13 protein-coding genes are annotated in these 24607 nt (G+C 69.4%); 8 read left to right on the top strand and 5 right to left on the bottom strand.

The window, feature by feature from the left end:
* Nucleotides 1–11: 11 nt before the first annotated feature.
* The gene (gene malQ, locus IM25_RS13580; RefSeq protein WP_033098006.1) at nucleotides 12–2135 is read left to right on the top strand and encodes a 4-alpha-glucanotransferase; all 2124 of its coding nucleotides are present in this window, start codon (nucleotides 12–14) and stop codon (nucleotides 2133–2135) included.
* 75 nt (nucleotides 2136–2210) lie between these two features.
* On the opposite strand, the gene IM25_RS13575 is transcribed toward malQ, so the two are convergent.
* Entirely contained in the window at nucleotides 2211–4001 is a 1791-nt protein-coding gene (locus IM25_RS13575) for an AMP-dependent synthetase/ligase (RefSeq protein ID WP_019288924.1), read from the bottom strand.
* Nucleotides 3994–4482 (bottom strand): MarR family winged helix-turn-helix transcriptional regulator, encoded by a 489-nt coding sequence (locus IM25_RS13570; protein ID WP_016694262.1) that lies wholly within the window; start codon nucleotides 4480–4482, stop codon nucleotides 3994–3996. The genes IM25_RS13575 and IM25_RS13570 overlap by 8 nt, the downstream gene beginning before the upstream one ends.
* A gap of 174 nt (nucleotides 4483–4656) precedes the next feature.
* Between IM25_RS13570 and IM25_RS13565 the strand changes: the two genes are divergently transcribed.
* The 3 genes from IM25_RS13565 to IM25_RS13555 are packed head-to-tail and all read left to right on the top strand — an operon-like array spanning nucleotide 4657 to nucleotide 11551.
* Complete coding sequence (locus tag IM25_RS13565) at nucleotides 4657–6186, top strand: DUF2397 domain-containing protein (protein WP_033098007.1); 1530 nt, start codon at nucleotides 4657–4659, stop codon at nucleotides 6184–6186.
* Complete coding sequence (locus IM25_RS13560; RefSeq protein ID WP_033098008.1) at nucleotides 6183–7328, top strand: TIGR02678 family protein; 1146 nt, start codon at nucleotides 6183–6185, stop codon at nucleotides 7326–7328. Before IM25_RS13565 ends, IM25_RS13560 begins: the two co-directional genes overlap by 4 nt.
* A complete protein-coding gene (locus IM25_RS13555) occupies nucleotides 7325–11551 on the top strand; it encodes a TIGR02680 family protein (RefSeq protein ID WP_052040115.1) in 4227 nt (1408 codons plus the stop codon). Before IM25_RS13560 ends, IM25_RS13555 begins: the two co-directional genes overlap by 4 nt.
* 60 nt (nucleotides 11552–11611) lie before the next feature.
* Here IM25_RS13555 and IM25_RS13550 read toward each other — a convergent pair whose 3' ends face one another.
* Both IM25_RS13550 and IM25_RS13545 read right to left on the bottom strand, forming a co-directional pair.
* A complete protein-coding gene (locus IM25_RS13550; RefSeq protein ID WP_006552890.1) occupies nucleotides 11612–12796 on the bottom strand; it encodes a thiolase family protein in 1185 nt (394 codons plus the stop codon).
* Nucleotides 12797–12988: 192 nt separating this feature from the next.
* A complete protein-coding gene (locus tag IM25_RS13545) occupies nucleotides 12989–13936 on the bottom strand; it encodes a hypothetical protein (protein ID WP_033098009.1) in 948 nt (315 codons plus the stop codon).
* A gap of 319 nt (nucleotides 13937–14255) precedes the next feature.
* Between IM25_RS13545 and IM25_RS13540 the strand changes: the two genes are divergently transcribed.
* The gene (locus IM25_RS13540) at nucleotides 14256–14552 is read left to right on the top strand and encodes a chorismate mutase (RefSeq protein ID WP_019288919.1); all 297 of its coding nucleotides are present in this window, start codon (nucleotides 14256–14258) and stop codon (nucleotides 14550–14552) included.
* Nucleotides 14553–14701: 149 nt separating this feature from the next.
* The gene (locus IM25_RS13535; protein WP_033098010.1) at nucleotides 14702–15499 is read left to right on the top strand and encodes an SDR family NAD(P)-dependent oxidoreductase; all 798 of its coding nucleotides are present in this window, start codon (nucleotides 14702–14704) and stop codon (nucleotides 15497–15499) included.
* A gap of 57 nt (nucleotides 15500–15556) precedes the next feature.
* On the opposite strand, the gene IM25_RS13530 is transcribed toward IM25_RS13535, so the two are convergent.
* Nucleotides 15557–16981 (bottom strand): aldehyde dehydrogenase family protein, encoded by a 1425-nt coding sequence (locus IM25_RS13530; RefSeq protein ID WP_006552885.1) that lies wholly within the window; start codon nucleotides 16979–16981, stop codon nucleotides 15557–15559.
* Nucleotides 16982–17307: 326 nt separating this feature from the next.
* On the opposite strand from IM25_RS13530, the gene IM25_RS13525 reads away from it, so the two are divergent.
* Together IM25_RS13525 and IM25_RS13520 are read left to right on the top strand one after the other, a co-directional pair.
* Complete coding sequence (locus tag IM25_RS13525) at nucleotides 17308–22803, top strand: glutamate synthase-related protein (protein ID WP_065996115.1); 5496 nt, start codon at nucleotides 17308–17310, stop codon at nucleotides 22801–22803.
* Nucleotides 22800–24563: a sulfite reductase subunit alpha gene (locus tag IM25_RS13520; protein ID WP_033098012.1), complete on the top strand. Its 1764-nt coding sequence runs from the start codon at nucleotides 22800–22802 to the stop codon at nucleotides 24561–24563. Before IM25_RS13525 ends, IM25_RS13520 begins: the two co-directional genes overlap by 4 nt.
* Nucleotides 24564–24607: the final 44 nt, after the last annotated feature.

Raw genomic sequence — 24607 nt, 5'->3', positions numbered from 1 at the left:
GATTCAGGACCGTGACGTCCTCGGCGAAGCTGCGCGAACTGGCCGGAAAGCACGGCATCACCACCACCTACACGGGATGGGGGGGACACGACCACGATGTCTCCGACGAGACATTGCGGCGCGTACTCGCCGCGCTCGACGTCCCGGCCGGGACGGACGACGAGGTCGTGGCATCGCTCGCCGACTTCGACGACCGCCCGTGGCGCTGCATGCTCCCGCCCGCGCTCGTGGTCGTCGAGGGCGACGACCGGACGTTCCCGGTGCATGTGCCGCACGGCGACCCGGTGTCGGTGTGGGTCGTCGCCGAGGACGGGGCGGAGGTCGATGTCGAGCAACTCGACGTGTGGGTGGACCCGCGTACGGTCGACGGCCGGCTCGTGGGCCGCGCGACCTTCGCCGTTCCGCGGCTGCCCCTCGGCTGGCATGTCGTGCACGCCCGCAGCAACGACATCGAGACCACCGCGGGCCTGGTCGTGACCCCGCGCCGGTTGTCCACCGCCGACCGGCTGCTCGAGAAGAAGCGCTGGGGCCTTGCGGCCCAAATCTATTCGGTGCGCAGCCGCAGGTCGTGGGGCATCGGTGATTTCGCCGACCTGGCCGATCTGGCGGCGATCACGGCCGGTTACGGCGGCGACTTCGTCCTGATCAACCCCGTGCACGCGGCCGAGCCCGTGCCACCGCACGAACCGTCGCCCTACCTGCCGTCGTCGCGGCGTTTCGTCGACCCGCTGTACCTGCGGATCGAGGATATCCCGGAGGTGGCCTACCTCCCCGCGAAACACCGCAAGGAACTCGACGAGCACGCGCAGCGCGCGGCGAAGGCGAACCGGAAGGCGCGGCGTCTCGACCGGGACGCGACCTTCCGCGCGAAACTCGACGTCCTCGAGCGCGTGTACCGGGTGCCGCTCGGCCCGGCCCGCCGCGCACGGTACGAGGCGTTCTGCGCCGAGGGCGGGCAGGCGCTCGACGACTTCGCGCTGTGGTGCGCGCTGTACGAGAAGTTCGGCGACCGCGCCGACCGGTGGGCGGCACGCGCTCCGAGCCCCGACGACCCGAAGGTCACCCGGTTGCGCGAGCGACTGGCCTCGCGGATCGACTTCCACCGCCGGCTGCAGTGGTTGTGCGACGAGCAGCTCGCGAACGCTCAGACTGCTTCGCTTGCAGCAGGTTCCGATATCGGAATCCTGCACGACCTCGCAGTGGGTGTCGGTCCGCACGGCGCCGACGCCTGGACGCTGGGCGACGCGTTGGCGTCGGGCGTCACGGTGGGCGCCCCCGCCGACGACTTCAACCGCAACGGCCAGAACTGGAATCAGCCGCCGTGGCGGCCGGATCGTCTCGCGGAGCTGGGATACATCCCCTTCCGCGATGTGGTGCGCTCGGCGTTGCGGCACGCGGGTGGTGTCCGGGCCGATCACATCCTGGGACTGTTCCGCACCTGGTGGGTACCGGAGGGGATGTCGCCCGCCGACGGCGCGTACGTCCGCAGCGACCACGAGGCACTCGTCGGCATCCTGGCGCTCGAGGCGCATCGCGCCGGCGCCGTGGTCGTTGGTGAGGACCTCGGGGTCTTCGAGGAGTGGGTGCAGGAGTATCTTGCCGAGCGGGGGATCGCCGGGACGTCGATCCTGTGGTTCGAACGCGACGAGGACTCTCCACGCGGGCCGGAAACCTACCGCACCCTGTGCCTGACCTCGGTGACCACACACGACCTCGCGCCCACCGCGGGATACCTTGCGGGCGACCACATCCGGCTGCGGTCGGAGCTCGGCCTGCTCGAGGGCGACCTCGACGCCGAACTCACCGATGCGACGGCCGAACGCGACTCGGTTCTGGCGCTCGCGGTCGAACGGGGTCTGCTCGACGAAGGCGAGACCGACGTCGATCGCCAGGTCGAGGCGCTGCACCGGCTGATCGCGGCGAGTCCGTCTGCGCTGCTGGGCGTTTCGCTGGCAGATGTGACCGGCGAGCGTCGCAGCCAGAACCAGCCGGGCACCGTCGACGAGTATCCGAACTGGCGGGTTCCGCTCGCCGATGCCCGCGGCAAGGTCGTGCTCGTCGAGGATCTCGTCGACCACGACGGATTCGCGCGACTGGCCCGGGCGGTCTCCGGAGACACCTCACCGGTGGAGTGACACCACACGAACACTGCGGCCGCCGATCCGGATGCCGGATCGGCGGCCGCTGCTCGGGTACGCGCCCCTAGGGCATCACTTCGCGTACAGGGCGTCGATCTCGTGGGCGAAATGCTCGGTGACGACGTTGCGCTTGATCTTCAGCGTCGGCGTGAGCTCGCCGGACTCCTCGGTGAGATCGCGGTCGAGAATGGCGAACTTCTTGATCGCCTCGCTGTGCGAGACGAGGGTGTTGGCGTCGTCCACGATGGTCTGCATCGCGTCCCGCAGCGTGGCGTCGTGGCGCAGGTCGGCGATCGTCGCACCGGTGGGCTTGCCGTTCTCGTTCTTCCAGTTCTCGAAGACGTCCGGATCGACGGTCACCAGAGCGGTGACGAAGCTGCGTCCGTCGCCGACGACGACGGCCTGGGAGACGAGGGTGTGCGACCGCATGCGGTCCTCGAGCGGCCCGGGTGAGACGTTCTTGCCGCCGGCGGTGATGATGAGGTCCTTCTTGCGCCCGGTGATGGACAGGTAGCCGTCCTCGTCGAGCGAGCCGAGGTCGCCGGTGCGGAACCAGCCGTCGTGGAAGGCACCGGCAGTGGCCTCGTCGTTGCGCCAGTAGCCGTCGAAGACGACCATGCCGCGCAGCTCGATCTCGCCGTCATCCGCGATGCGCGCCGAGTTCCCGCCCATGGGACGCCCGACGGTGCCGATCTTCTGCGCGCCGGGCGTGTTCACGCTGTGTGCGGCCGTGGTCTCGGTGAGGCCGTAGCCCTCGTAGATCGGCACGCCGACGCCGCGGAAGAAGTGACCGAGACGGGCACTCAGGGCACCGCCGCCGGAGATCGCGTACCAGCACTCGTTGCCCATGGCCTCGCGCAGCTTGGAGTAGACCAGCTTGTCGGCGAGGGCGCGCTTGGCCTTCAACGTGAAGGTGGGGCCGCCGTGGTCGAGCGATTCGCTGTAGGCGATGGCGGTGCGCTCGGCGAAATCGAAGATCGCCGCTTTGACCGGTCCGCCGGCCACCGCCTTGCCCGCTGCCGCGTCACGCACCTTCTCGAAGACGCGCGGCACACCGAGGATGATGTTCGGCGAGTACCGGGCAAACTGCGCGGAGACGGTCGAGAAGTCCGCCCAGTGAGCCTGCGCCGTGCCTGCTTCGAAGAGCGCGAGCGACACCGCGCGCGCCAGCACGTGCGCGAGGGGCAGGAAGGTCAGGCCGCGGTTGCCGGGCTTGGCGACGATACCGATGTCCGAGGTGAGGATGGACCGGACCTCGGCGAGGAAGTTGCGGTGGGTGAGCATGCAGCCCTTGGGTCGCCCGGTGGTTCCCGAGGTGTAGACGAGGGAAGCCAGGCCGCCGGAACGGATTCCGGCCAGACGCGTGGTGATCTCGGCGTCGTCGACCTCGGCACCGTCGGCCGCAAGCGTGTTCACCGCGCCGTCCTCGATCTGCAGGATGCGACGGAGGGTGTCGGGCATGTCGACGAAGAGCTTCTCGTGCCGCGCGGTTTCGACGACGGCGAGGACGGCCCCGGAGTCCTGGAGGATCCAGCGAATCTGCTCGGTGGACGAGGAGTCGTAGATCGGTACCGACACCGCGCCGGCCGTCCAGATCGCGTAGTCGAACAGCGACCACTCGTAGCGGGTGGCCGAGAGCAGCGCGACACGATCGCCGGGCTGCACACCGTTGGCGATCAGGCCCTTTGCGACGGCCTTCACTTGGTCGGCGAACTGCTGCGCAGTGACCGCGACCCAGTCGTCACCCTGCGGCCGGGAGTACATCACGCGGTGCGGAGTCTTCTCCGCATGGGTGAACACCGTGTGGACGACCGATTCGTCGTCACCGATGGTGAACGGGGCCGGGGTCGAGTACTCACGCACTGCAATCTCCATCGTTCTGGTCGGGAGTCCGGTCGTCGGAATCGATTCCTGCGCGGAAGCGGCGCAGGAGATCCACGAAGCGTTCGAGTTCGTTCTCGTCCCAGCCCTCGAGGCCGGCGCGGACGTCGTCGAGACGACGCACGACCGCACCTTCGAGAACTGTCGCTCCGTGGTCGGTGAGCCGGAGCGGATGTCCGGCACGTGCCGGACCCGTCCCCGCCTCGACCCAGCCCGCATCGACGGCGTGACGCAGTTGGCGCGACACGGTCGAGCGGTGGACACCGAAGACCTCGGATATGTCGGTGGCGCGGCAGCCCGGATTTCGGGAGATGAAGCCGAGAAGCGAATGCTGGACCAGCGAGAGTCCGCTGTCCTGCGTTCTTGCTCCGGACGTCAGGAAGCGCACGAGAAGCACGAACTCCTCGTATACGCGGGCAACGCCGTCCGCAGACGGCCGCCGGGCCTGCCGATTGTGTTGCACAGGGCAACTATAAACGCGAGTGAGGCACGGCACGAATCCGCGCGGTGTCCTGCCGATTTCCGGCCGCCTCTCCACAGCCCGTGCGCGCACCCGGTGAACTCGTCCGCCCCGCTCGGCGTTCACCGGGCTAGCCTGTCTGTCCGTACGGCGTCAGCACTCGGGAGAAGAGGTCGGATGGGCGAACACATCGGTCGCGACCTGTTCCGTCATCTCGTCGCCGACGAAGCGGACGAGTACCTCGCGGTGATGGACTGCTTCACCGACCTCCTGCTCGCCGATCTGTCCGCCGACGATATCGCGGTCTCGTGTGCGCGGCGCGGGGTGGCGCTCGACATCACGGTCGTCGATGCCCGGTGCCGCAGCCTGGTCCGGTGGGGCAATCTCGCACTCACCAGCGGCGGAACCGACGGTGGCGGCTCCCACCGGCGGAGCGCTCCCGAGAGCGCCTCGACCGAGGTCCGTGCCCGATACCGGCCGACACCGGCCGGGCTGCGGGTGCACCGCGAGACCGGCAGGCTTCTCTCCACCTCCGACGACGTGCGCGGCGTGGCACGCGTGTCGCTCCGTTGTGTCGCGGACGGGCTCGCCCGCATCGAGGAGCTGCTGGTGGACGACGGGAGCGTGCCCGACCGGGACGAGCTGGCCGCCCACGTCACCGCCCTGTTCGCGCACCACCGGATGTTCACCGACAGCGTCGCCGATTTCTATTCGCACCTCGCCGAGATCCTGAGCCGTCTCGAGCACTCCGGCCGTCCCGAACACTCATCCGATCGCGAACGCGCCGGGGCGGTCGACGATTACGCGGAGACCAAGAACCTGCTCCTCGACTACGTCGACGTCATCGGTTCGGACGTCGAGCGCCTCGCCCCTCTCGTCGCCGGCAGGCTCGACCGGATCAGGCCGCGTCTGGACTCCCTGCTCGCCGCGTTGCGCGAGTCCGGCCTGCCGAACACCGTGCCCGGGTCCCCCGGTCGCCGTCGCACCGACTGGGACGAACTGGCGCAGTGGTACGCCGAGGACGCCGGCCCGCGCCGCATGCGCGAGGCAGCGGCGGAGGCGCTGAACCGGCTGCTCGTGCGCACTCGGCGGATCACGGCGAGCACGCCGGGCTTCTCGCACCGCGCAGATCTCCTGCGCCTGGCCCGGTGGTTCACCGAGTCCTCCGACGAGCAGGGCCACCGGTTGTTCGCCGCGACCTTCGGTGCCTTCCCGAGCCGGCACCTGCTGCTCGGCCCCGACGAGACCGACCCGCGAGTGGGTGCAGGCACGTCGTGGTGGCGGGCCGATCCCGTCGTCGTGCCCGTGTCGTTGCGCGAACGCGGCGATCACACGTCCCTCGGGGCCGTCGGCCGACTCCCCGATTCGATGCCCGGCCGGGTCCGGGCCGACGAACTCGCCCGGCGAGAGTCGCGCCGCCGCTCCGACGCCGTCGCCGAACTGAGTGCGGCGGGCGACCTGCACGGAGCGGACCTGTCGGCGGAGGCGCGCGACGTCCTGCTCGACGTCCTCGCCGCCGCGCTCGCGGGCCACCTCACCACCGACGGTCCGGTGCAGGTGGACGATCCCGATCTCGGGTTGTCGCTGACGGCGGAGCCCGGCGCCGACACCGTGGTGCACTCCCCCGACGGCGATCTCACCGTGCACGGTTTCTCGTTGCGCACGTCGGTCACGGCATCGCTCGATCACAGTGCGGCGGCGCCGTGAGCACCTCGTACGCGAGCACGGTGTCCGGGGACGTCTCCGGTCGGCGGGACGCGGCGCGGGCGCTGCTGCAACAGCCGATCGTCACCGCCGCGAGCGAACGGGAGACCTTCGACCTCGTTCGGCGCCACGCCCCGGCCCTGAAGTCGATGTTCGCCGACCGCCTCGGATACCGGCTCGTCGTCGAACCGACCTTCGCCCGTCTGATCAAGGCACCGCTCGGGCCCACCTCACCGCACCGGGCGCTCCGCCACGCCGACGGCACCGAGTTCGGCGCGATCACCTACGCGTGTCTCGCGCTGGTGTGCGCGGCACTGCTCGAACCCGGGACCGGCGAGAGGGTGTCCGTCGACGACCTGCTCGAGCAGGTGCGCGCCGATGCGCGCGAGAACGGGATCGTGTTCGGCGACCCGGTGTCCGAGGAGCGGAACCTCGCTGCGGCCCTGCGCGTCCTCGAGGAATGGGGCGTGATCGCCGAGTCCGGTCACGGGGACGAGGTGAGCGGCGACGAGGTGAGGGGCGACGGGCCGCATCTCGACGTCCACCGCGACCTGCTCTCCCAGCTGCTCGACACTCCTCTCCATGGGATGCCCGGTCCCGCAGCGGCACTCGCACGTCACGAGCACGAACCCGCCGCTCTCCGCCTGTACCGTAGGCTCGTCGAGGACCCGTTCGTCGCGCGCGACGAACTGGACGACGAGTCGGCGACGATCCTCGCCCGCGACCGGCACGAGCTCGCCCGGATGCTGGAGGGCGACTTCGGCCTCGTGCTCGAGGTGCGTGCCGAGGGCGCGCTCGCGTACGACCCGGCCGGCGTGCTCACCGACGAGGCGTTCCCGGGGTCGGGCACCCTGAAGCACGCCTGCCTGCTGCTCCTGGCCGAACTCACCGAACGGTTCGGCGACTCGGCGGCGACCACATTGCACGTCGACGCGCACATCCTCGACTCGGTTCTCGCCGATCTCGCCGCCGTGCGTTCCCGCACCTGGAAGAGCATCTACGTCCGCGATTTCGCGCTCCTGCGCCGGGACGTCGTGGCTCTGCTCTTCCGGCTCGGGCTGGCGCGACCGCACGAGAACGGACTCGAACTGACCGCCCCCGCCGCCCGCTACCGCCCCGTCCCCGCCGAAAGCAAGTGTCGATGATCCACTCGTCCGACCCGTCCGCCCTCGACGAGAACCCTCCACCCCGTTTCCCGGATCGCTGGCGTCTCCACCGCGCCGGCATCGTGAACGTGTGGCACTACCTGGACGTCGAGTTCGTCCTGTCCGGTGGGCGGATGATCCTGCGCGGCACCAACGGATCTGGGAAGTCCCGCGCCCTCGAGATGTTGCTGCCCTTCCTGCTCGACGCCGACCGCAGGCGCATGGACGCGACGGGCGCCGCGAAGGTCGATCTCGACGAACTCATGCGTACCGGGGCCTCGGACACCACCGACCGTGTCGGTTATCTCTGGCTCGAACTGGCGCGCACCAGCGGACATCTCACCGTCGGGGCGCAGGTCCGGCACCGCGCCGACGCCCGTCGCAGCGACGTGCACTTCTTCACGACACCTTTGCGTGTCGGCACCGAGTTGCACCTCGTCGATGACGCCCGCATCCCGCTCTCGCGGGAGCGACTCGCCGAACTCGTCGGTGCCGACAACCTCACCCGTGATCCGGAGCGGCATCGCGAGACCGTGCGGAAGTCGGTGTTCGGCCTGCACGCGGAGACGGGACGCGAACGCTACGACGGCCTGCTGCAACTGCTGCACACCCTGCGCTCACCCGATGTCGGCCACCGCATCGACGAGGGACGCCTCCCTCAGATCCTGTCGGATGCGCTGCCACCGCTGACGGAGAACATGCTCGCCGAAGCGGGAGGTCGCCTCGATCTGCTCGGTGACACCCGTCAGGAACAGGTCCGTCTCGAAGCGGCGCACGCACACGTGCTGCGGTTCCACGAGGTGTACCGGCAGTACGCTGCGGATCTGCTGCGCGCCGGCGCCGAGACCGCGCGCGACCTCGCGCAGCGGGTCGTCGAGACGCGACGCGCACTCACCGTCGCGGAAGCCGAGGCGGCCGACCTCGACGCGCAGGCCGCCGCCGCGGACACCCGCCTGAAGGAGCGCCGCGACCAGGTCGCCGAACTCGACCGCGCGATCCGCGGACTCGAGACCCACGAGATGTTCCGGTCCGCGGACGATCTCGCGCAGCGCCAGCTCGCCGTCGATGCGCTCCGCCGCGCCGCCGAGCACGCAACCGCCGCCGCCGATCGCAGCCGCATGCAGGAACGGCGCCACACCGACCACGCGGCCCGCCTCCTCGACGAACTGACCTTCTCGGTCACGCGTGCCGCGAGACGGCTTGCGACGGTAGGTCGCGACCTGCTGTCGGTGGGTCTTCCGCACGACACCGCGCCGACCACGCTGCACTTCTCCGCCGACCGTCCACCCGCTGTGCTCGAGCCCGTGCGCACCGGCATCGACGACACCACCGAGCCGGTGGTGCGGCCGGTGGTCGCGACGGTCTCCCTCGACGCAGGGCACGTCGACGAGGTCCGGGGCGCGATCCTGCGTGCCGCCGAGGCGACCCGTCGCCGGCGGGACCAGGCGGGTCGGCGACTGCTCGAGGCGCGTCGACTCGACGCCGCCGCGCATGCGGTCCGGGAAGCCGAGGCGGCGGCCGACCGCGCGGCCCGCGACGCCGAGCAGCGTGCCGTCGAGGCCGCCGAGACGGATGCCGGTGTCGGTGCGGCCGCCGCCGGTCTGCAGCACCGGTGGCGCGAGTGGATCACCGCCGACCGCACGACGGCTCTGCTGCCGGAACTCGATCGGGATCGGGTCATCCTGATGCGCCGACTGTCCACGCGACTCGACGCACTGATCGACTCGTCCCCCACCGACGCCGGCGACACGGACTCCGAGGACGTCGACGTCGATTCGGCACTCGCCGAGCTGGATTCGCTGCCCGCGGCTGCCGCTCGGTCCGCTCTGAGCGACCTCGTCGGCGCCCCGGCCGATCGCGAGCGCCGCGAACGTGAGGCGCGGACCGCGCGCGAGGACCTCGTCCGGGAACAGGCGGCACTCGACGCGATCGGCGAGGGACCGGAACAGGCACCCTGGCACGTGCGCACCGACGGTGTCCCGCTGTGGCGGGCGGTCGAGTTCGTCGACACCCTCGGGGACGACGATCGCGCCGGAATCGAGGCGGCGTTGCTCTCCGCGGGTTTCCTCACCGCCACGGTCGACGGCGAGGGCCGCTTGCGTGCACTGGGCGGCCAGGTCCTCGTCTCGCCGCGCGGTGAACCACCGGCGCAGCCCCTGTCGACGGTCCTGCGTCCCGACCCCGAGGCCGACGTGCCGCGCCCGGCGGTCGAGGCGGTCCTCAACACGATCGGATTCGAGGACGCCACCGCGGTGGCCTCCGTCTCGCGGGACGGCCGCTGGCACAACGGCGTTCTGCGTGGGCGCCACACCGCCGAGACCCCGGGCTGCATCGGCAGGCCGGCCCGGGAGGCCGCGACCGCGGCACGGCGGGTGCGTCTCGACGAGATCCGCGCCGAACTCACCCGGATCGACCTGGCGGTGGAACAGCTGCGCGTCGACTATCCCGACGCGGCGCACCGGCGGGCGAAGATCGACGCGCACCTGTCGACCGCGCCGACCTCGCACGCCCTGCGCTCCGCGCTCGAACGACGTCGGCACGCGTACGCGCATGTGCGGTCCGCAGCGAACACCGCGGTGGAACTGCGTGAGCGGGCGACGACACTGCGTGCTCGCTGGACCGCCGAGCTCGACGCCCACCGCACGGCGTGCGAGTACTTCGGCGTGCCCGGCGATGTTCCGGAACTCGAGGCGCTGGTCGCCGGATGCGCCTCCGCAGAGACACTGTGCACCGAGCTGGCACGCGATCTCGGTGACGTCCTTGCTGCCCACGTCCGGTTCACGGATGCCGCCGAACGGTGCGTGCAGGCCACCGCCGAGCGGATCGACTCGGAGGAGATCGCCGAATCGTGCCGCTACGAATGGCACGCGAAGGCCGCGGTGGTCGCTGCCCAGACCGCCGCTGTCGACGTCGACGCCGCCGACCTGGCGCAGGAACTGCGTGACTCGGAGGCCGAACGGGCACGCGCCGACGAACAGTTCCGGCGCACGGTCGCCCATCGCGACCATCTCGGCCGTGCCGTCGCCGAGGTGCTGCAGCGATGTGCTGCCGCACGCGAACGACTCGACCGCGACCGTCGCGAACTCGCCGCGGCCGCCGAACTGCTCGCCGCTCACCTGCAGCTGCCCGAACTACGCGGCGCACTCGAGGAGGATCCGGAGTCGGACTCCGCCTCTGCCCGGACGGTTCTGCCTCCCGTCCACCTCGAGGATCCGGATCACGTGCTCTCCGTGGCCCGCACCCTGCTGGCCACGTTGCCGCCACGCACGGGAGTCGACGAGAACGCGATGCTCGTCGCGCTGCAACAGTTCGACCGCGACCTCACGGCCCGGTTCGACATCGAGCACACGGTGACGCACGGCGCCCATCGCGTCCGGATCGCCGGGGCGGGTGACGACACCACGCCCGCGGGTCTCTCAGCCACCCTGACCCGGCAGGTCGAGGACGGCCGACGGGCACTGTCGCAACGCGAACACGACGTGTTCACGGGATTCGTGCTCGGCGGTGTGGCCGACGAACTGCGCCGGCGGATCGAGCGGGCACGACAGGTGATCGCCGCGATGAACGACAGTCTCGCCGACAGCCGCACGACGCACGGGATCGGAGTGAGGATCGAGTGGCGCCCCGGTGGCGAGGACGCCGACGCGGCGCGGCTGACGCAGCTGCTCACCGCCACCGAGCGATCACCCGAGGATGCGTCCGAACTGGTCGGGATGCTGCGGCGCCGGGTGGAATCCGCCCACACCGCCGATCCGTCCGCCGGCTACGCGCAGCACCTGTCGCAGGCACTGGACTACCGGCGCTGGCACGAGGTCGAGGTGACCATCCTCGGCCCCGAACCGGACCGGGAGAGGCGGATCTCCGCGCGCGCCAAGATATCCCAGGGTGAGACCCGATTCGTGTCGTACGTGGCGCTGTTCGCGGCGGCGGACGGCTATCTCTCGGGCCTACCCGACACCGGCACCGCACTGCGGCTCGTGCTGCTCGACGACGCGTTCGCCAAGATCGACGACCCGACGATCGGTGAACTCATGGGTCTGCTCGTACGGCAGGATATCGACTTCGTCATGACCGGGCACGCACTGTGGGGTTGTGTGCCGGAGGTGCCCGAGCTCGACGTCTACGAGGTCCGGCGACTCGCCGACGGCGCGGCCGTGACGACCCGCGTGCACTGGGACGGGCGCGTCCGGCAACTCCGACCGCTCACCGAGCTGCAGACATGACAGTGGTGGGAGCGATACGTATCGCTCCCACCACTGTCGGTCCTTCGAAACCTGCCCGGATCAGGATACGCGGCGCAGCAGCGCGGCGAGTGCCTGTCCGCCACCGATGCACATGGTGACGACGCCGAGTTCGAGATCGCGACGGATCAGGTCCTTGGCGACGCGCAGCGTCAGGATCGCGCCGGTCGCGCCGACCGGGTGGCCCAGGGCGATGGCACCGCCGTAGGGGTTGGTCTTCTCCGGGTCGAGCTTGGCGTCGCGCGCCACCGCCACGGCCTGCGAGGCGAAGGCCTCGTTGAGCTCGACGGTGTCGATGTCGGCCGGGGTCAGGCCGTTCTGCTCGAACAGCTTCACCAGGGCGAGGGTCGGGGCGTAGCCCATCAGCTCGGGCTCCATCGCCGAGGTGACGACCGACTCGAGCACGACAGAGGCACCGAGACCGCGTTCACGGGCGACCGACTCGCGGGCCAGGACGAGCGCGGCAGCGCCGTCGTTGATCCCGGAGGCATTACCGGCGGTGACGGTGCCGTCCTTGATGAACGCCGAGCGCAGCTTGCCGAGCACCTCGAGGGTGGTGTCGGGCTTGGGGTGCTCGTCCTCGGTGACGGTGACGGGCTTGCGGCCACCGATCTCGACCGGGGTGATCTCCTCGGCGAAGGCGGCCTTCGCGGCGTCGGTGGCGGCGCGGCGCTGCGATTCGAGGGCGAACTCGTCCTGCTGCTCGCGGCTGACGCCGTACTCGCGGGCGACGTTCTCGGCCGTGACGCCCATGTGCAGTCCGCTGAACGGATCGGTGAGCATGCCGACGGTGCCGTCGACGAGCTCGCGGTTGCCGAGCTTGTAACCGTTGCGGGCACCGAAGTCGTAGAACGGCATGCGCGACATGCTCTCGTCGCCACCGGCGACGGTGATCTCCGCGGCACCCCAACGGATCTCCTGGGCTGCGGACCACACGGCCTGCAGCCCCGAGCCGCACAGGCGGTTGACGGTGAGGGCCGGGGTGGAGACGGGAAGTCCGGCGGCGAGGGTGACGCGACGGGCGTTGTAGGCGTCGGCACCGACCTGGCCGATGCAACCCATGACAACCTCGTCGATGTCCTCACCTGCGACACCCGCGCGCTGCAGCGCCTCGCGGACCGCGGTGGCGCCGAGTTCGTGCGCGGGTACGTCCTTGAGTGCGCCGCCGAAGCTGCCGACGGGGGTGCGTGCGCCGTCGACGATGACGATGCGTTCCGGAGCGGTCATTTCTCGTCCAATCTGGTCGAACACCTGGGGTCCACGCGCCGGCACCGCCGAGCGCACAGATCTTCGGGAAGGCGTCCTCCCGAAGCGTCTGACTCGATGCTACGGCACCGAGTGCCGCACTTGTGAAGGTCCGAACACGAGTTGCAGGAACGGGAACGGAAACGCCATTCTGCAATACGGACTACGTTATTTTCACTCGTCGTCGACGGTGAACGGAGGACCCTCCGCGAGACGTTCCGCAGCCGCCGGTGTGCCCAGTTCACGGCGGTGGCGAGGGTGCTCCACGTAGAACTCGAGGAAACGGTACAACTGCACCGGATCGACGGCCAGATGCCGTGAGTCCACCTCGATCCGGGGCTCGGACGGCAGGCGCTCGAAGGGGAACACCCGACTCGTGCGCCGACGCGCCCACGCCGCCGACCCGTGCCCCTCGATCCAGATTTCCGGGAACCCCCGGTCGACCGCACGAAGACCCCGCACCGACACCCACGGCAGATAGGACTCCACGAACCAGCCGCGCAGCCTGATCCCGTCCGGCCCGAGAACCAGCGAACCGGCCCGGATGCGCCCGAGTGCCACCTCCACGAGGAAGGCCAGACACACCCCGGCGACGAGCGCCAGCACCAGCGCCACGAGAGGTAGACCCTCGTTCCCGACCACGATCTCCACGGCTGCGCCGAGCGAGAGGAACGTCCCGCACAGCACCATCGCGAGCAGCAGACCGAAGACGGGGCGACGGCCCGCGATCTCGGTACTGCCGCGATCGGCCGTCTCGACGTACCGGAACCGCGGTGTGCGGCTCGGAGGCCACGACGACGGTCGCCGGGCCCCAGATCCGGCAGGCCACCAGAAGGTGGCGCCGAAGGCCGCCGTCAGCAGCATCAGCACCGCCAGGATCGAATAGAAGCGGTCGGCGCCCACCGAATCGGTGCCCCACGCGCTCGCTCCGCGGGCCGCGGCGAAAATCGCCACGAGCACCGCCGCACCGGCCGCTGCGTACACGTGCAGATTGCGCGTGCCGTGCTGCCATTCGCTCGGCGGTTCGATGTGGGATGTCGGTTCGGCACCGGAAGTCGGTTCGGTACCGGAAGTCGCAGCCTCCGTGCCGCGCCCACCCCACGGGACAACAGGTCGTCGCATCGGTCTCCCCTCCAGGTGTACCGAGGAGCCCCGACGTCCTCGGCCCTGCCGGTCGGCCGGAACGCTACCTCGAGCGGCGGACCCGATGCGGACCCTTCGGGTGCGACGTCACCGACGGGCACACGAGTTGGCACCGGTCGGTGTGACAATTAACATACCCCTCGGTCATCGGGGTGTTGAACCAGGTCACGGCCGTTTATGAAGGAACAGGACGCGCATGGGAGAATCTCGCGAGAATTTTTCCCTACGTGTCGGTAACACCTATAGGCGTGAGCACGACACAATCTGTGACGATTCAGACGAGACCGGAGGAGTCTGCATGACTGTCCAGCTTGATTCGCCTGGCCTTGCGTCCGTCGGCGAAGCTTCGTCGGCCGAGGCAGAGCTCGGGGAGCTGTTCGAGCAGATCAAGGAGCTCGACGCTCAGCTGCTCGCGGTGATCAAGCGGCGTTCGGAGCTCGTTCAGCGCGCCGGAGCATCCGCGAAGGGCACCGACGCGAGCCGCGAAGCACAGGCCGAGGAAATGGCCGTCATGGGACGCTTCGCCGAACTCGGCACCGACGGCAGCACGCTCGCGATGACGCTGCTGCGCCTCGGCCGCACCCGCAAGGCCTGAGACCTACCACCGACGGCCCCCGCACCACATGGTGCGGGGGCCGTCGCCGTAGCCGTCCACCGCTTCGCATCACGCCGGTCGCAAATGTGGCCGCCCGCTCCCCTGTCGGCATACCGTCGGGACATCCCCGAAGAACGGACAAGGGCAGCATGGATCTCGGACTCACTGCGAAGAGGGCCATCGTCACCGGCGGTAGCCGCGGCATCGGCTACGCCATCGCGCGGGCACTGGCCACCGAAGGTGCCGACGTGGTGATCGCGGCCCGTACCGCGGCCGATCTCGACATCGCGGCGAAGACCCTCTCGGAGGAGACCGGGCGACGAATCGTTCCCGTGCCCACCGACACCAGCGACCATGCCTCGGTCGACGCACTCGTCGCGCGGGCCGTCGCCGAACTCGGTGGCGTCGACATCCTCGTCAACTCCGCCGCCACACCCTGGAGCGCCGACAAGCCGACGAGTTTCGCCGCGACCACCGACGACATCGTGCGCAACGAAGTCGAGATCAAGGTCCTCGGCTGTCTGCGCACCGCACGCGCCGTCGCCCCCTACCTGATCGAGCAGGGCTGGGGCCGGATCATCAACATCAGCGGGCTCGGCGCGCGCAGCGCGAACTCCATCGCCCAGACGGTCCGGAACGTCAGCGTTGCAGCCGTGACGAAGAACCTCGCCGACGAACTCGGCCCGCACGGCATCAACGTCACCGTGGTCCACCCCGGCCGCACCCGCACAGAACGGCTGGCGGCGCGACTGGCCGAGGAGTCCGCCGAGACGGGCACGCCGATAGCCGAACTGGAACGGCAGATCGCGAAGAACTCCGTGAACCGCCTCATCGACGCGAGCGAGGTCGCCGACGTCGTCGCGTTCCTCGCGAGCCCGCGCAGCATCGGCATCACCGGCGATGCGATCGCCGTGGGCGGCGGCGTACCCGGCGCGGTCTACTACTGACCGGTCCGACGAAACGATACGGCACCGCCGTCAGCGCAAGATTCGACGGCACCGCCGTCAGCGCAGGATCGTTTTGATCTCCAGGAACTCCTCGAGCCCGAAGACACCGGCCTCGCGTCCGATACCCGACTGCTTGTAACCACCGAAAGGTGCGTCGGTGTTGAAGGCGCCGCCGTTGATGTAGACCTGACCGGTGCGCATACGGCGGGCCACGGCCTCCGCTCGCGCTGGGTCGGCCGACCAGACCCCACCGGACAGGCCGTACTCGCTGTCGTTGGCAATGCGCACCGCATCGTCCTCGTCCTGGTATCCGATGATCGACAGCACCGGCCCGAAGATCTCCTCGCGGGCGATCGTCATCTCCGGCGCGACGTTCGTGAACACGGTCGGGCCGACGAAGTAGCCGGTGGTGAACTCGGTTTCGCGTCCGTCGAGCACCAGTTCGGCCCCCTCCTCGACGCCCTTGTCGATGTACGCCTTCACGCGGGCCTGCTGCGTGCCGCTGACGAGCGGGCCCAGCTTCGACGACGGATCGTCGGGCAGCCCGACGGTGTAGGCCCGCGCGACCTGCTCGGCGACGGCGGTGGCCTCCTGCAGACGGTCGGCGGGGACGAGCATGCGGGTCAGGGCGGTGCAGGTCTGGCCGGAGTTGAGGAAGCACTTGCCGACACCCTCGGTGACGGCGGCGGTGAGGTCGGCATCGTCGAGGATGATGTTGGCCGACTTGCCGCCGAGTTCGAGCGCGACCTTCTTCACCGTCTCCGCAGCGACGACCGAGACGCGCTTGCCGGCACGCGTCGAGCCCGTGAACGACACCATGTCGACGTCGGGGTGTGCGGCGATGGCCTCGCCGACGACCGGTCCGTAACCGCTGACGAGGTTGAACACGCCCGGCGGCAGGCCGGCCTCGTCGACGATGTCGACGAGCGCGTAGGTCACCAGCGGCGCGACCTCGGTGGGCTTGAGCACCACGGTGCACCCGGCGGCGAGCGCGGCGAACACCTTGAGCACCACCTGGTGCAGCGGGTAGTTCCACGGGGTGATCGCCCCGACGACCCCGATGGGTTCGCGTACGACCAGGGCGTTGCCGATCTCCTGGTCGTCGAAGTCGTACGTTCCGGCCAGCGACGCATAGGCGGCAATATTCTTCAGCGGCATCCCGACCTGGATGGCACGCGCGAAGTGAGCGGGCATCCCCATGTCCTGGGAGACGACGCTCGTGAGTTCGTCGGCACGCTCGTTCGCCAGCGAGGAGACCTTCTCCAGGTAGGCGGCGCGCGACGCACCACTGAGCGCGGACCAGGCCGGGAAGGCCGCCTTCGCTGCGGCGACCGCCCGATCGACATCGGAGGCGGCACCCTCGGCGACCGCGGCGACGACCTCTTCGGTCGTCGGGTTCACGACCTCGATGCGGCCGGCGCCGTCGGAGTCCACCCACTGCCCGTCGATGTAGATCTTCGTGCGGTCGAGAATGTCGGTCATATCGCTCTCCCTGCTCGTAGTCCGGCCTGTCGACGCCGTTGGGCGCGAGCGTAGCGAAGACCCTCCCGCAATAAAGCGTTTACTCCCGGCGGGTTGTGATGTATCCCGCCGTCACCGGAGTTAACACGTGCGCTACACTTGCCATTGCTGCTCGCGCGCTCCACCGTCGCAACGCACGGCGCATTCGGACAAAGACGTCTGCATTCACACACATCGTCTCCGGCACACGTCTATGCACCTCAGGAGCTGCGCCTTCCCACGCGTTCCCCTTCTTCGCATCGTCACTGCCGGTCGACGTCGAATTCGATGCACCGAGGAGGACGTCCGTGACGCACGCCAGTGACACCGGCCTGTACGACAGCACGCTGGACAAGAGCAGTTGTGGTGTCGGTTTCATCACCCGCAAGGACGGCGTGCAGACCCACGACGTGCTCACCCGCGGTCACGAGGCCCTGTGCGTCGTGCCGCACCGCGGTGGCATGTCCGCCGAGGGTGTCGGCGACGGAGCCGGCATCAACGTGGACCTGTCGGTCGCCTTCTTCTCCGAGATCACCGGAACACCCTTGCAGGAAGGGCACTTCGGTGTCGGAAACTTCTTCCTCCCCACCGATCCCGCGGCGCATGCCGATGCCGAGGAACTCGTCTCGTCGGCACTCGCCGGAGCCGGGGTCACCGTGCTCACGATGCGCGACGTCCCCGTCGACGACAGCGTGTTGCGTTCTGCCGCAACGAAATACCAGCTGCCGATCCGTCAGTGGATCTTCACGCGGCCCGATGCGTGCGACTCCGTCGACGAGTTCGACCGACTGCTGCACGGCGTGCTCCTCGAGGTCGAGGCCCGCGCCTACACCGAGCCGGAACTGGGCGGGCTGTACCCGCTCTCGCTCAGTGCGCGCACGCAGGTTCTCAAGAACCGCTTGAACTCTCACGAGGTCATCCCGTACTTCCGCGATCTCACCGATCCGCGGCACGCGGTGCACACCCTGTTCTTCCACACCCGGTTCTCGACGAACACCGATCCGCATCCGACGATGGCGCAGCCGTTCCGCCTCATAGCGCACAACGGTGAGCTGAACACCGATCGCAAGAACCGGCTGTTCGAGGGCGCCCTCGCCCGCGCGATGGGCCGTGACATCATTCGCCCGCCGGGACAGTCCGACAGCTGCCGCTTCGACCAGACCCTGGCCTCGCGTATCGCCCACAACGAACTCGACCTCGTCACCGCCGTCGTGCAGATGATGCCGCCTGCCTGGGAGAACGACACCGAGCTGTCGCCACAGGTCCGCGCGATGCTCGAGTTCTTCTCCCTGTACGAGGAGAAGAACGACGGCCCCGCGGCGCTGGTCTTCGGCAACGGCACCGTCGTCGGCGCGCGCCTCGACCGCCTCGGCCTGCGTCCGCTGCGCACCGTGGAGACCGAAGAGTACCTCGCCGTCACCTCCGAGGCCGGCCAGTTCGACTTCGCGCCCGAGACCGTGCTGCGTCGCGGCCGCATCGAGGCCGGTGGCATGCTGTACTTCGATCACCGCACGCGCCGCTCCTACGGAGCGGATGAGGCGCTCGAACTTCTTGCTGCCCGGCAGAATTACGCGTCGCTCGTCGACGAGGCCCGCCGCAATCTCGATGCCCTGCCCGAGGTTCCCGCCGAGAAGGCCGGTTCCCCGCTGCGCTACAACGGCGATCTCGAGCGTTACCAGCGCTACGTGTCCTACAGCATCAACCAGGAATCCTTCCGGTTCATGCTCGACCCGATGCTCGCGTCGGGTCAGGAGCGCATCTCCGCGATGGGTTACGGCAACGCCATCAACGCCCTGTCGGATCAGGAAGGCGGTGTGGCCAAGTACTTCTCGCAGCGCTTCGCCCAGGTCACCAACCCGTCGCTGGACTCGATCCGCGAAGCGGACGGCATGACCCTGCGCGTCGCGCTCGGTGCTCGCCCCGGTAGCGGTGCTCCCGTCTCGTCCGCGACCCAGATCGTGGTGCCCACCCCGATCCTCACGCACCTCGACATGCTGCGTATCCGCGAGCAGTCCGACACCCCGGTGCGGCGTTTCGAGATGCTGTACTCCCCCGTCTTCGACGACGCCAAGGCGAACGCGGCCGCGCTCGCCGCCGCGATCGACGGTACGGCCGAGGCCATTGCCGATTTCGCCCGCGAATCCGGTGGCATCGCCGTGCTCACCGACCGCCACGTCTCCACCGACCGCGCCGGACTGCCGATGGTGCTCACCGTCGCCGCGGTCAACCAGCGCCTGATCGACGAGGGATTGCGTCTGCGCGTGTCCGTCATCGTCGAATCCGGACAGCTGTTCTCGTCGCATCACATCGCCGCGACCCTCGGTTTCGGTGCCGCTGCGGTGTATCCGCTCACGGTGCAGATGCGCGCCGAGGAGAAGTTCGGCGACGATGCCGACGCCGCGTTCCTGAAGTTCCGCAAGGCTGCGGAGAAGTCGCTCATGAAGACGATGGGACGCGTCGGCCTGTGCACCGTCGAGTCGTACATCGGCGGTGAGTTCTTCGAGCCGAGCTATCTCGACACGAGTGACGAGGTGCTCGCGCGCTGGTTCCCGAACGTGAAGTCCCCGGTCGGCGGTGTCGGTTTCACCACCCTCGCGCAGGCCGTCGCCGACTGGCACCGTCGCGCTCTCACCGTGGAGACGGAGAAGGACGTCCCGCTGCTGGGTCTGTTCAAGGAGCGCGCCGAGGGCGCCGGTCACTCGTTCGGCACGACCGCCGTGCGCGGCTTCGTGGACATGACCGAGGAGCCCTTCGCGCTGCCCGTGGAGAAGGAGGCCGAGCCGGATCTGACCGACGCGCTGCGTCTGCTGCCGCTGCACCGGCTCTCCGACGCGCACGGTCTCGACGACGCGTCGTACCGCTACGGCGGCTTCCGCGCCCTGACACCCGCCGAGATCGATGCCTTCGAGATCACCCCGGGTTACCGCGCGTTCGCCCGCACGATGGCCGACGAGCGCACACAGCGTCCCGCGGCGCTGCGCGACGTGCTCGCCCTGCCCGCCGACGTCACCTACGCCGTCACCGCCGAGGACTTCACCAAGGAGATGGGCCGCTTCGCGCGGTTCGGCAACAACTCGATGCTCGTGCGCGGGATCTCCGCGGCGCGGGTCGGTGAGAGCGAATTCGTCCTGCGTCTGACCGGTCCGCTCGCAGACGACCACCGTCGTCCCGATGCGCTCGCGGCCTCGCTCGTCGCGCGCTTCGGTGACGGCATCGTCTCGCACCGTTGCTACGGCGACACCCTGACCGTGCACGCGATCGGTGACGCCGCGCGCTATCTCGAGCAGGTCCGCCAGGCCCCGCTGAGCGTGCGGCTCGACCGGGTGCAGCCGGCGCACGAGATCACCCCGGCGCTCGCGTCGGGTGCGATGAGCCATGGCGCGCTCAACTCCAACGCCCACGAGGCCGTCGCCCACGGCACCAACATGGTCGGCGGCATGTCGAACTGCGGTGAGGGCGGCGAGCACATCTCCCGCTACGGCACCATCCGCGGGTCGCGCATCAAGCAGTTCGCGTCCGGCCGCTTCGGTGTGTGGGCCGGTTATCTCGCCGATCCGATGCTCGAGGAGATCGAGATCAAGATCGCGCAGGGCGCGAAGCCCGGTGAGGGCGGCCAGTTGCCCGCCAAGAAGGTCACGGTGGAGATCGCCGCGGCGCGCGGTGCGACCCCGGGCGTCGAGCTGGTCTCGCCGCCGCCGCACCACGACACCTACTCCATCGAGGACCTCGCCCAGCTCATCCACGACGCCAAGGCGGCGCGGGTGCGGGTGATCGTCAAGCTCGTCTCCTCGGAGGGTATCGGCACGATCGCCGTGGGTGTCGCGAAGGCCGGCGCCGACGTCATCAACGTCGCCGGCAACACCGGCGGCACGGGTGCCGCCTCGGTGACCTCGCTGAAGTACGCGGGCCGGTCCGCGGAGATCGGTGTGGCCGAGGTCCACCAGGCCCTCACGGCCAACGGTCTGCGCGACAAGGTCGTGCTGCGCTGCTCGGGTGCGCACCAGACGGCGTCGGACGTCATCGTCTCCGCGCTGCTCGGCGCCGACAGCTTCGAGTTCGGCACCACCGCGCTGATGATGCTCGGCTGCGTCATGGCGAAGAACTGCAACGTCAAGTGCCCGGCAGGTCTGACCACGAATCCCGAAGTGTTCAACGGCGATCCGCGGGCGATGGCCCAGTACCTGCTCAACGTCGCGCACGAGACCCGAGAGCTGCTCGCCCGCCTGGGTCTGCGGTCGCTGCGCGACGCGCGTGGCCGCGCCGACCTGCTGCACCTGCTCGACCACCCGTCGAGCGTGGGCCGGCTGGACCTGCGGGCGATGCTCGCGGTGCTGCCCGAGGTGCACATCGACAATCCGGTCTACATGGAGAAGGACTACTCGCTCGACGAGGCGTGGGTGGCCCGGCTGCGCGAGGCCCTCGTCGATGCGAAGGAGCTCACCGTCTCGCTCGGCGACGGCGTGCAGCTGACGAACAACAACAAGAGCGTCGGCGCGCAGCTGGCGATCGACATCGAGCGCATGCTCAACCACGAGGATCTCGGCGCCCTGCCGGCCGTGCTCGACGACGAGCGCGGACGCCGGTGGCTACGCGACGGCACCGTCACCATCACCACCTCCGGTTCGGCGGGCCTGTCCTTCGGGGCGTTCTGCAACGACGGCATGCACATCGAGCACACCGGTACCGCCAACGACGGCGTCGGCAAGGGCCAGTGCGGCGGGCAGATCGTGCTGCACTCCCCCCGCGGCGGCAGCGACCGACGCGGCGGCAACGTGCTCATCGGCAACTTCGCGCTCTTCGGTGCGACCGGTGGTCGCCTGTTCGTCGAGGGTGAGGCCGGCGACCGCTTCGCGGTGCGCAACTCCGGCGCCACCGCCGTCGTCGAGGGTGTCGGCGAGTTCGCCTGCGAGTACATGACCAACGGCGCGGTGCTCAACATCGGCGAGTTCGGCAAGGGCTTCGGCAACGGCATGTCGGGCGGGGTCGTCTACCAGTACGACCCCGAGGGCCTGCTCCCCCGCAAGGCCAGCGCCGACTCGATCGTCCTCGGGTCGATCACCGGCGACGCCCCGCAGGCCGCGATCCACAACGCCGCCGTGCTGCAGCTGCTGCACCTGCACGTCGAGGCGACCGGCTCGGTGAAGGCCCGCTTCCTGATCGACAACTGGCAGGTCGAGCAGCACCGCTTCGCGTACGGCATGCCGCGCGCGCTGCTGCAGTACCAGGACCTCGACGAGATCCTCGCCGCAGCGTCGCGCAAGGACCTCGCCGCCGAGGTCGCCACGGCGCTGGTCGCGCACCAGGTGCGCAAGTTCAAGGAGAACTACCGCTCGGGTGTTCCCGTCGCCGGTGGTGTCACCCCGGACGCGACCGACACCGAGGCCATGTACGCGCTGCTCAACAACTACACGGTGCTCGCCGCCGCGCAGGAGATGGCGCTGCAGAAGGTCCCCGGCGCCACCGACGTGTCGGATCCGGCGGTGCAGAAGGCCGCTCGCAATCTGCTGCTCACCGAGGACTTCTTCCTCGTCGCGAAGCTCGAGCGCTACGCCCTCGCGGCGATCGCCGATCACACCGACGAGCAGCTCGCGGCGCTGGTCGCCGACAAGCGCCTGAACGACTACAAGCAGGCCCTGGCCCTGCGCAACGTCCGCTCGGTCGATGCGCCGGGTACCTACGGCTGGATCCTCTTGCAGAGCCGCAAGAATCTCGACGCCGCAGGTCGCCTGCCCGGTTACGAGGAACTGTTCGCACGCAACGCCGTCCCGAACGTCCTCACCTCCACGATGGGAGTCTCCGCGTGACCACCACCGGCCCGTTCATTCCCCTCGACGCTCCGTTCACCGCCGATCAGCGGTCGTGGCTCTCCGGCTTCGTCGCCGGGATGCAGACCCGCCTGTTCTCCGGGGGTCCCGCCGCCGATGCCGGGACCGTCGGCTCGGCGACTGCTCTGCACGTGCTCTACGGCTCGCAGACCGGCAATGCCGAAGCCGTCGCCGAGGACGCCGCGGCTGCAGCGCGCACCCAGGGCTTCGCGCCCGTCGTGTGCGCTCTCGACGACATGGACCTCGACCGGTTCGCCGGTCTGGGCCAGGTCCTGATCGTCACATCCACCTACGGCGAGGGCGAGATGCCCGACAACGCCGAGCTGTTCTGGGATGCGCTGTCGGCCGAGAGCGCGCCGCGCCTCGACGGCATGAACTTCGCGGTGCTCGCTCTCGGTGACACGGGGTACGACGGGTTCTGCCAGGCCGGCAAGCTCATCGATATGCGTCTCGAGCAGCTCGGTGCGCAGCGCATCGTGCCGCGGGTGGACTGCGACGTCGAGTTCGAGGAGCTCGCCGCGACGTGGATCGCGGAGACGCTGCCGCTCGTCGCGGCCGTCGAGGGCATCGTGGGCGATGGTGCTCCCGCTCCCGCGGCACCGGCGGCACCGGCCCGGGCGAAGTCGCAGTGGACCCGCAAGAATCCCTATCCGGCGGTGTTGACGTCGAACGTGCTCCTGTCCGGGGAGGACTCGGCCAAGGAGATTCGGCACTACGAGTTCGCGCTCGCCGATTCCGGTCTCGAATACGAAGCGGGCGACGCGCTGAACGTGGTGCCCGTCAACGACACCGAACTCGTGCACGCGATCCTCGGTCGGCTCGGTCTCGATGGCGCGACCGTCCCCGAGGGTCACGACGACACGCTCGAGCACCTCCTCACCTACAACTACGAGATCACCGCTCCGTCCGTCGATCTCCTCGAGGAGATCGAGAAACACACGGGTAACGAGGAACTCACCTATGTGCTGCGGCACGGCGACAAGGCCGCGCTCGACGAATGGTTGTGGGGCCGCGACATTCTCGACGTGCTCCTGCTCGATCCCGCGCCCGAGCTGTCGGCCGAGCAGTTCCTGGCGCTGCTGCGTCCGCTGCAGCACCGGGCGTACTCGATCTCGTCGAGCCCGAACGCGTGCGACGGTTCGGTGCACCTGACGGTCGCGGCGGTGCGCTACGGCACCGACGGCCGCGAGCGTCGCGGCGTGTGCTCGACCTTCCTCGCCGATCGTGTCGGTGAAGGCAAGGTCGGCATCTTCGTGTCGAAGAACAAGGCCTTCCGCGTGCCCGCCGACGACACCGCACCGATGATCATGGTCGGTCCGGGCACCGGCATCGCACCCTTCCGCGGCTTCCTGCAGGAACGTCGCGCACGGGGTGCGACGGGGAAGAACTGGCTGTTCTTCGGCGACCAGAAGCGCGGCTGCGACTACATCTACGAACAGGAGTTGGCCGAGTTCGCCGACTCGGGTGTGCTCACGCGCCTGGACCTGGCGTTCTCCCGCGATCAGGCCGAGAAGATCTACGTGCAGACCCGCATGAAGGAGCACGGCGCGGAACTGTTCGCGTGGCTCGAGGAGGGTGGACACTTCTACATCTGCGGCGACGCGTCGCGGATGGCGAAGGACGTCGACCGTGCGCTGCACGAGATCGTCGCCGAGCACGGCGGCATGAACGACGAGCAGGCCGCGGAGTACGTCACCACCCTCAAGCGCGAGAAGCGGTACGTGCGCGACGTGTACTGAGCAGGCCGGGGGTACGCACCGCCGCCGCGAGGCTCGCAACACCA

The sequence above is a fragment of the Rhodococcus sp. p52 genome, assembly GCF_000763325.2.
Lineage (GTDB): Bacteria > Actinomycetota > Actinomycetes > Mycobacteriales > Mycobacteriaceae > Rhodococcus > Rhodococcus pyridinivorans.
Note: the sequence above shows the minus strand (reverse complement) of the source record. Positions and strands in the feature narration are given on the sequence as shown.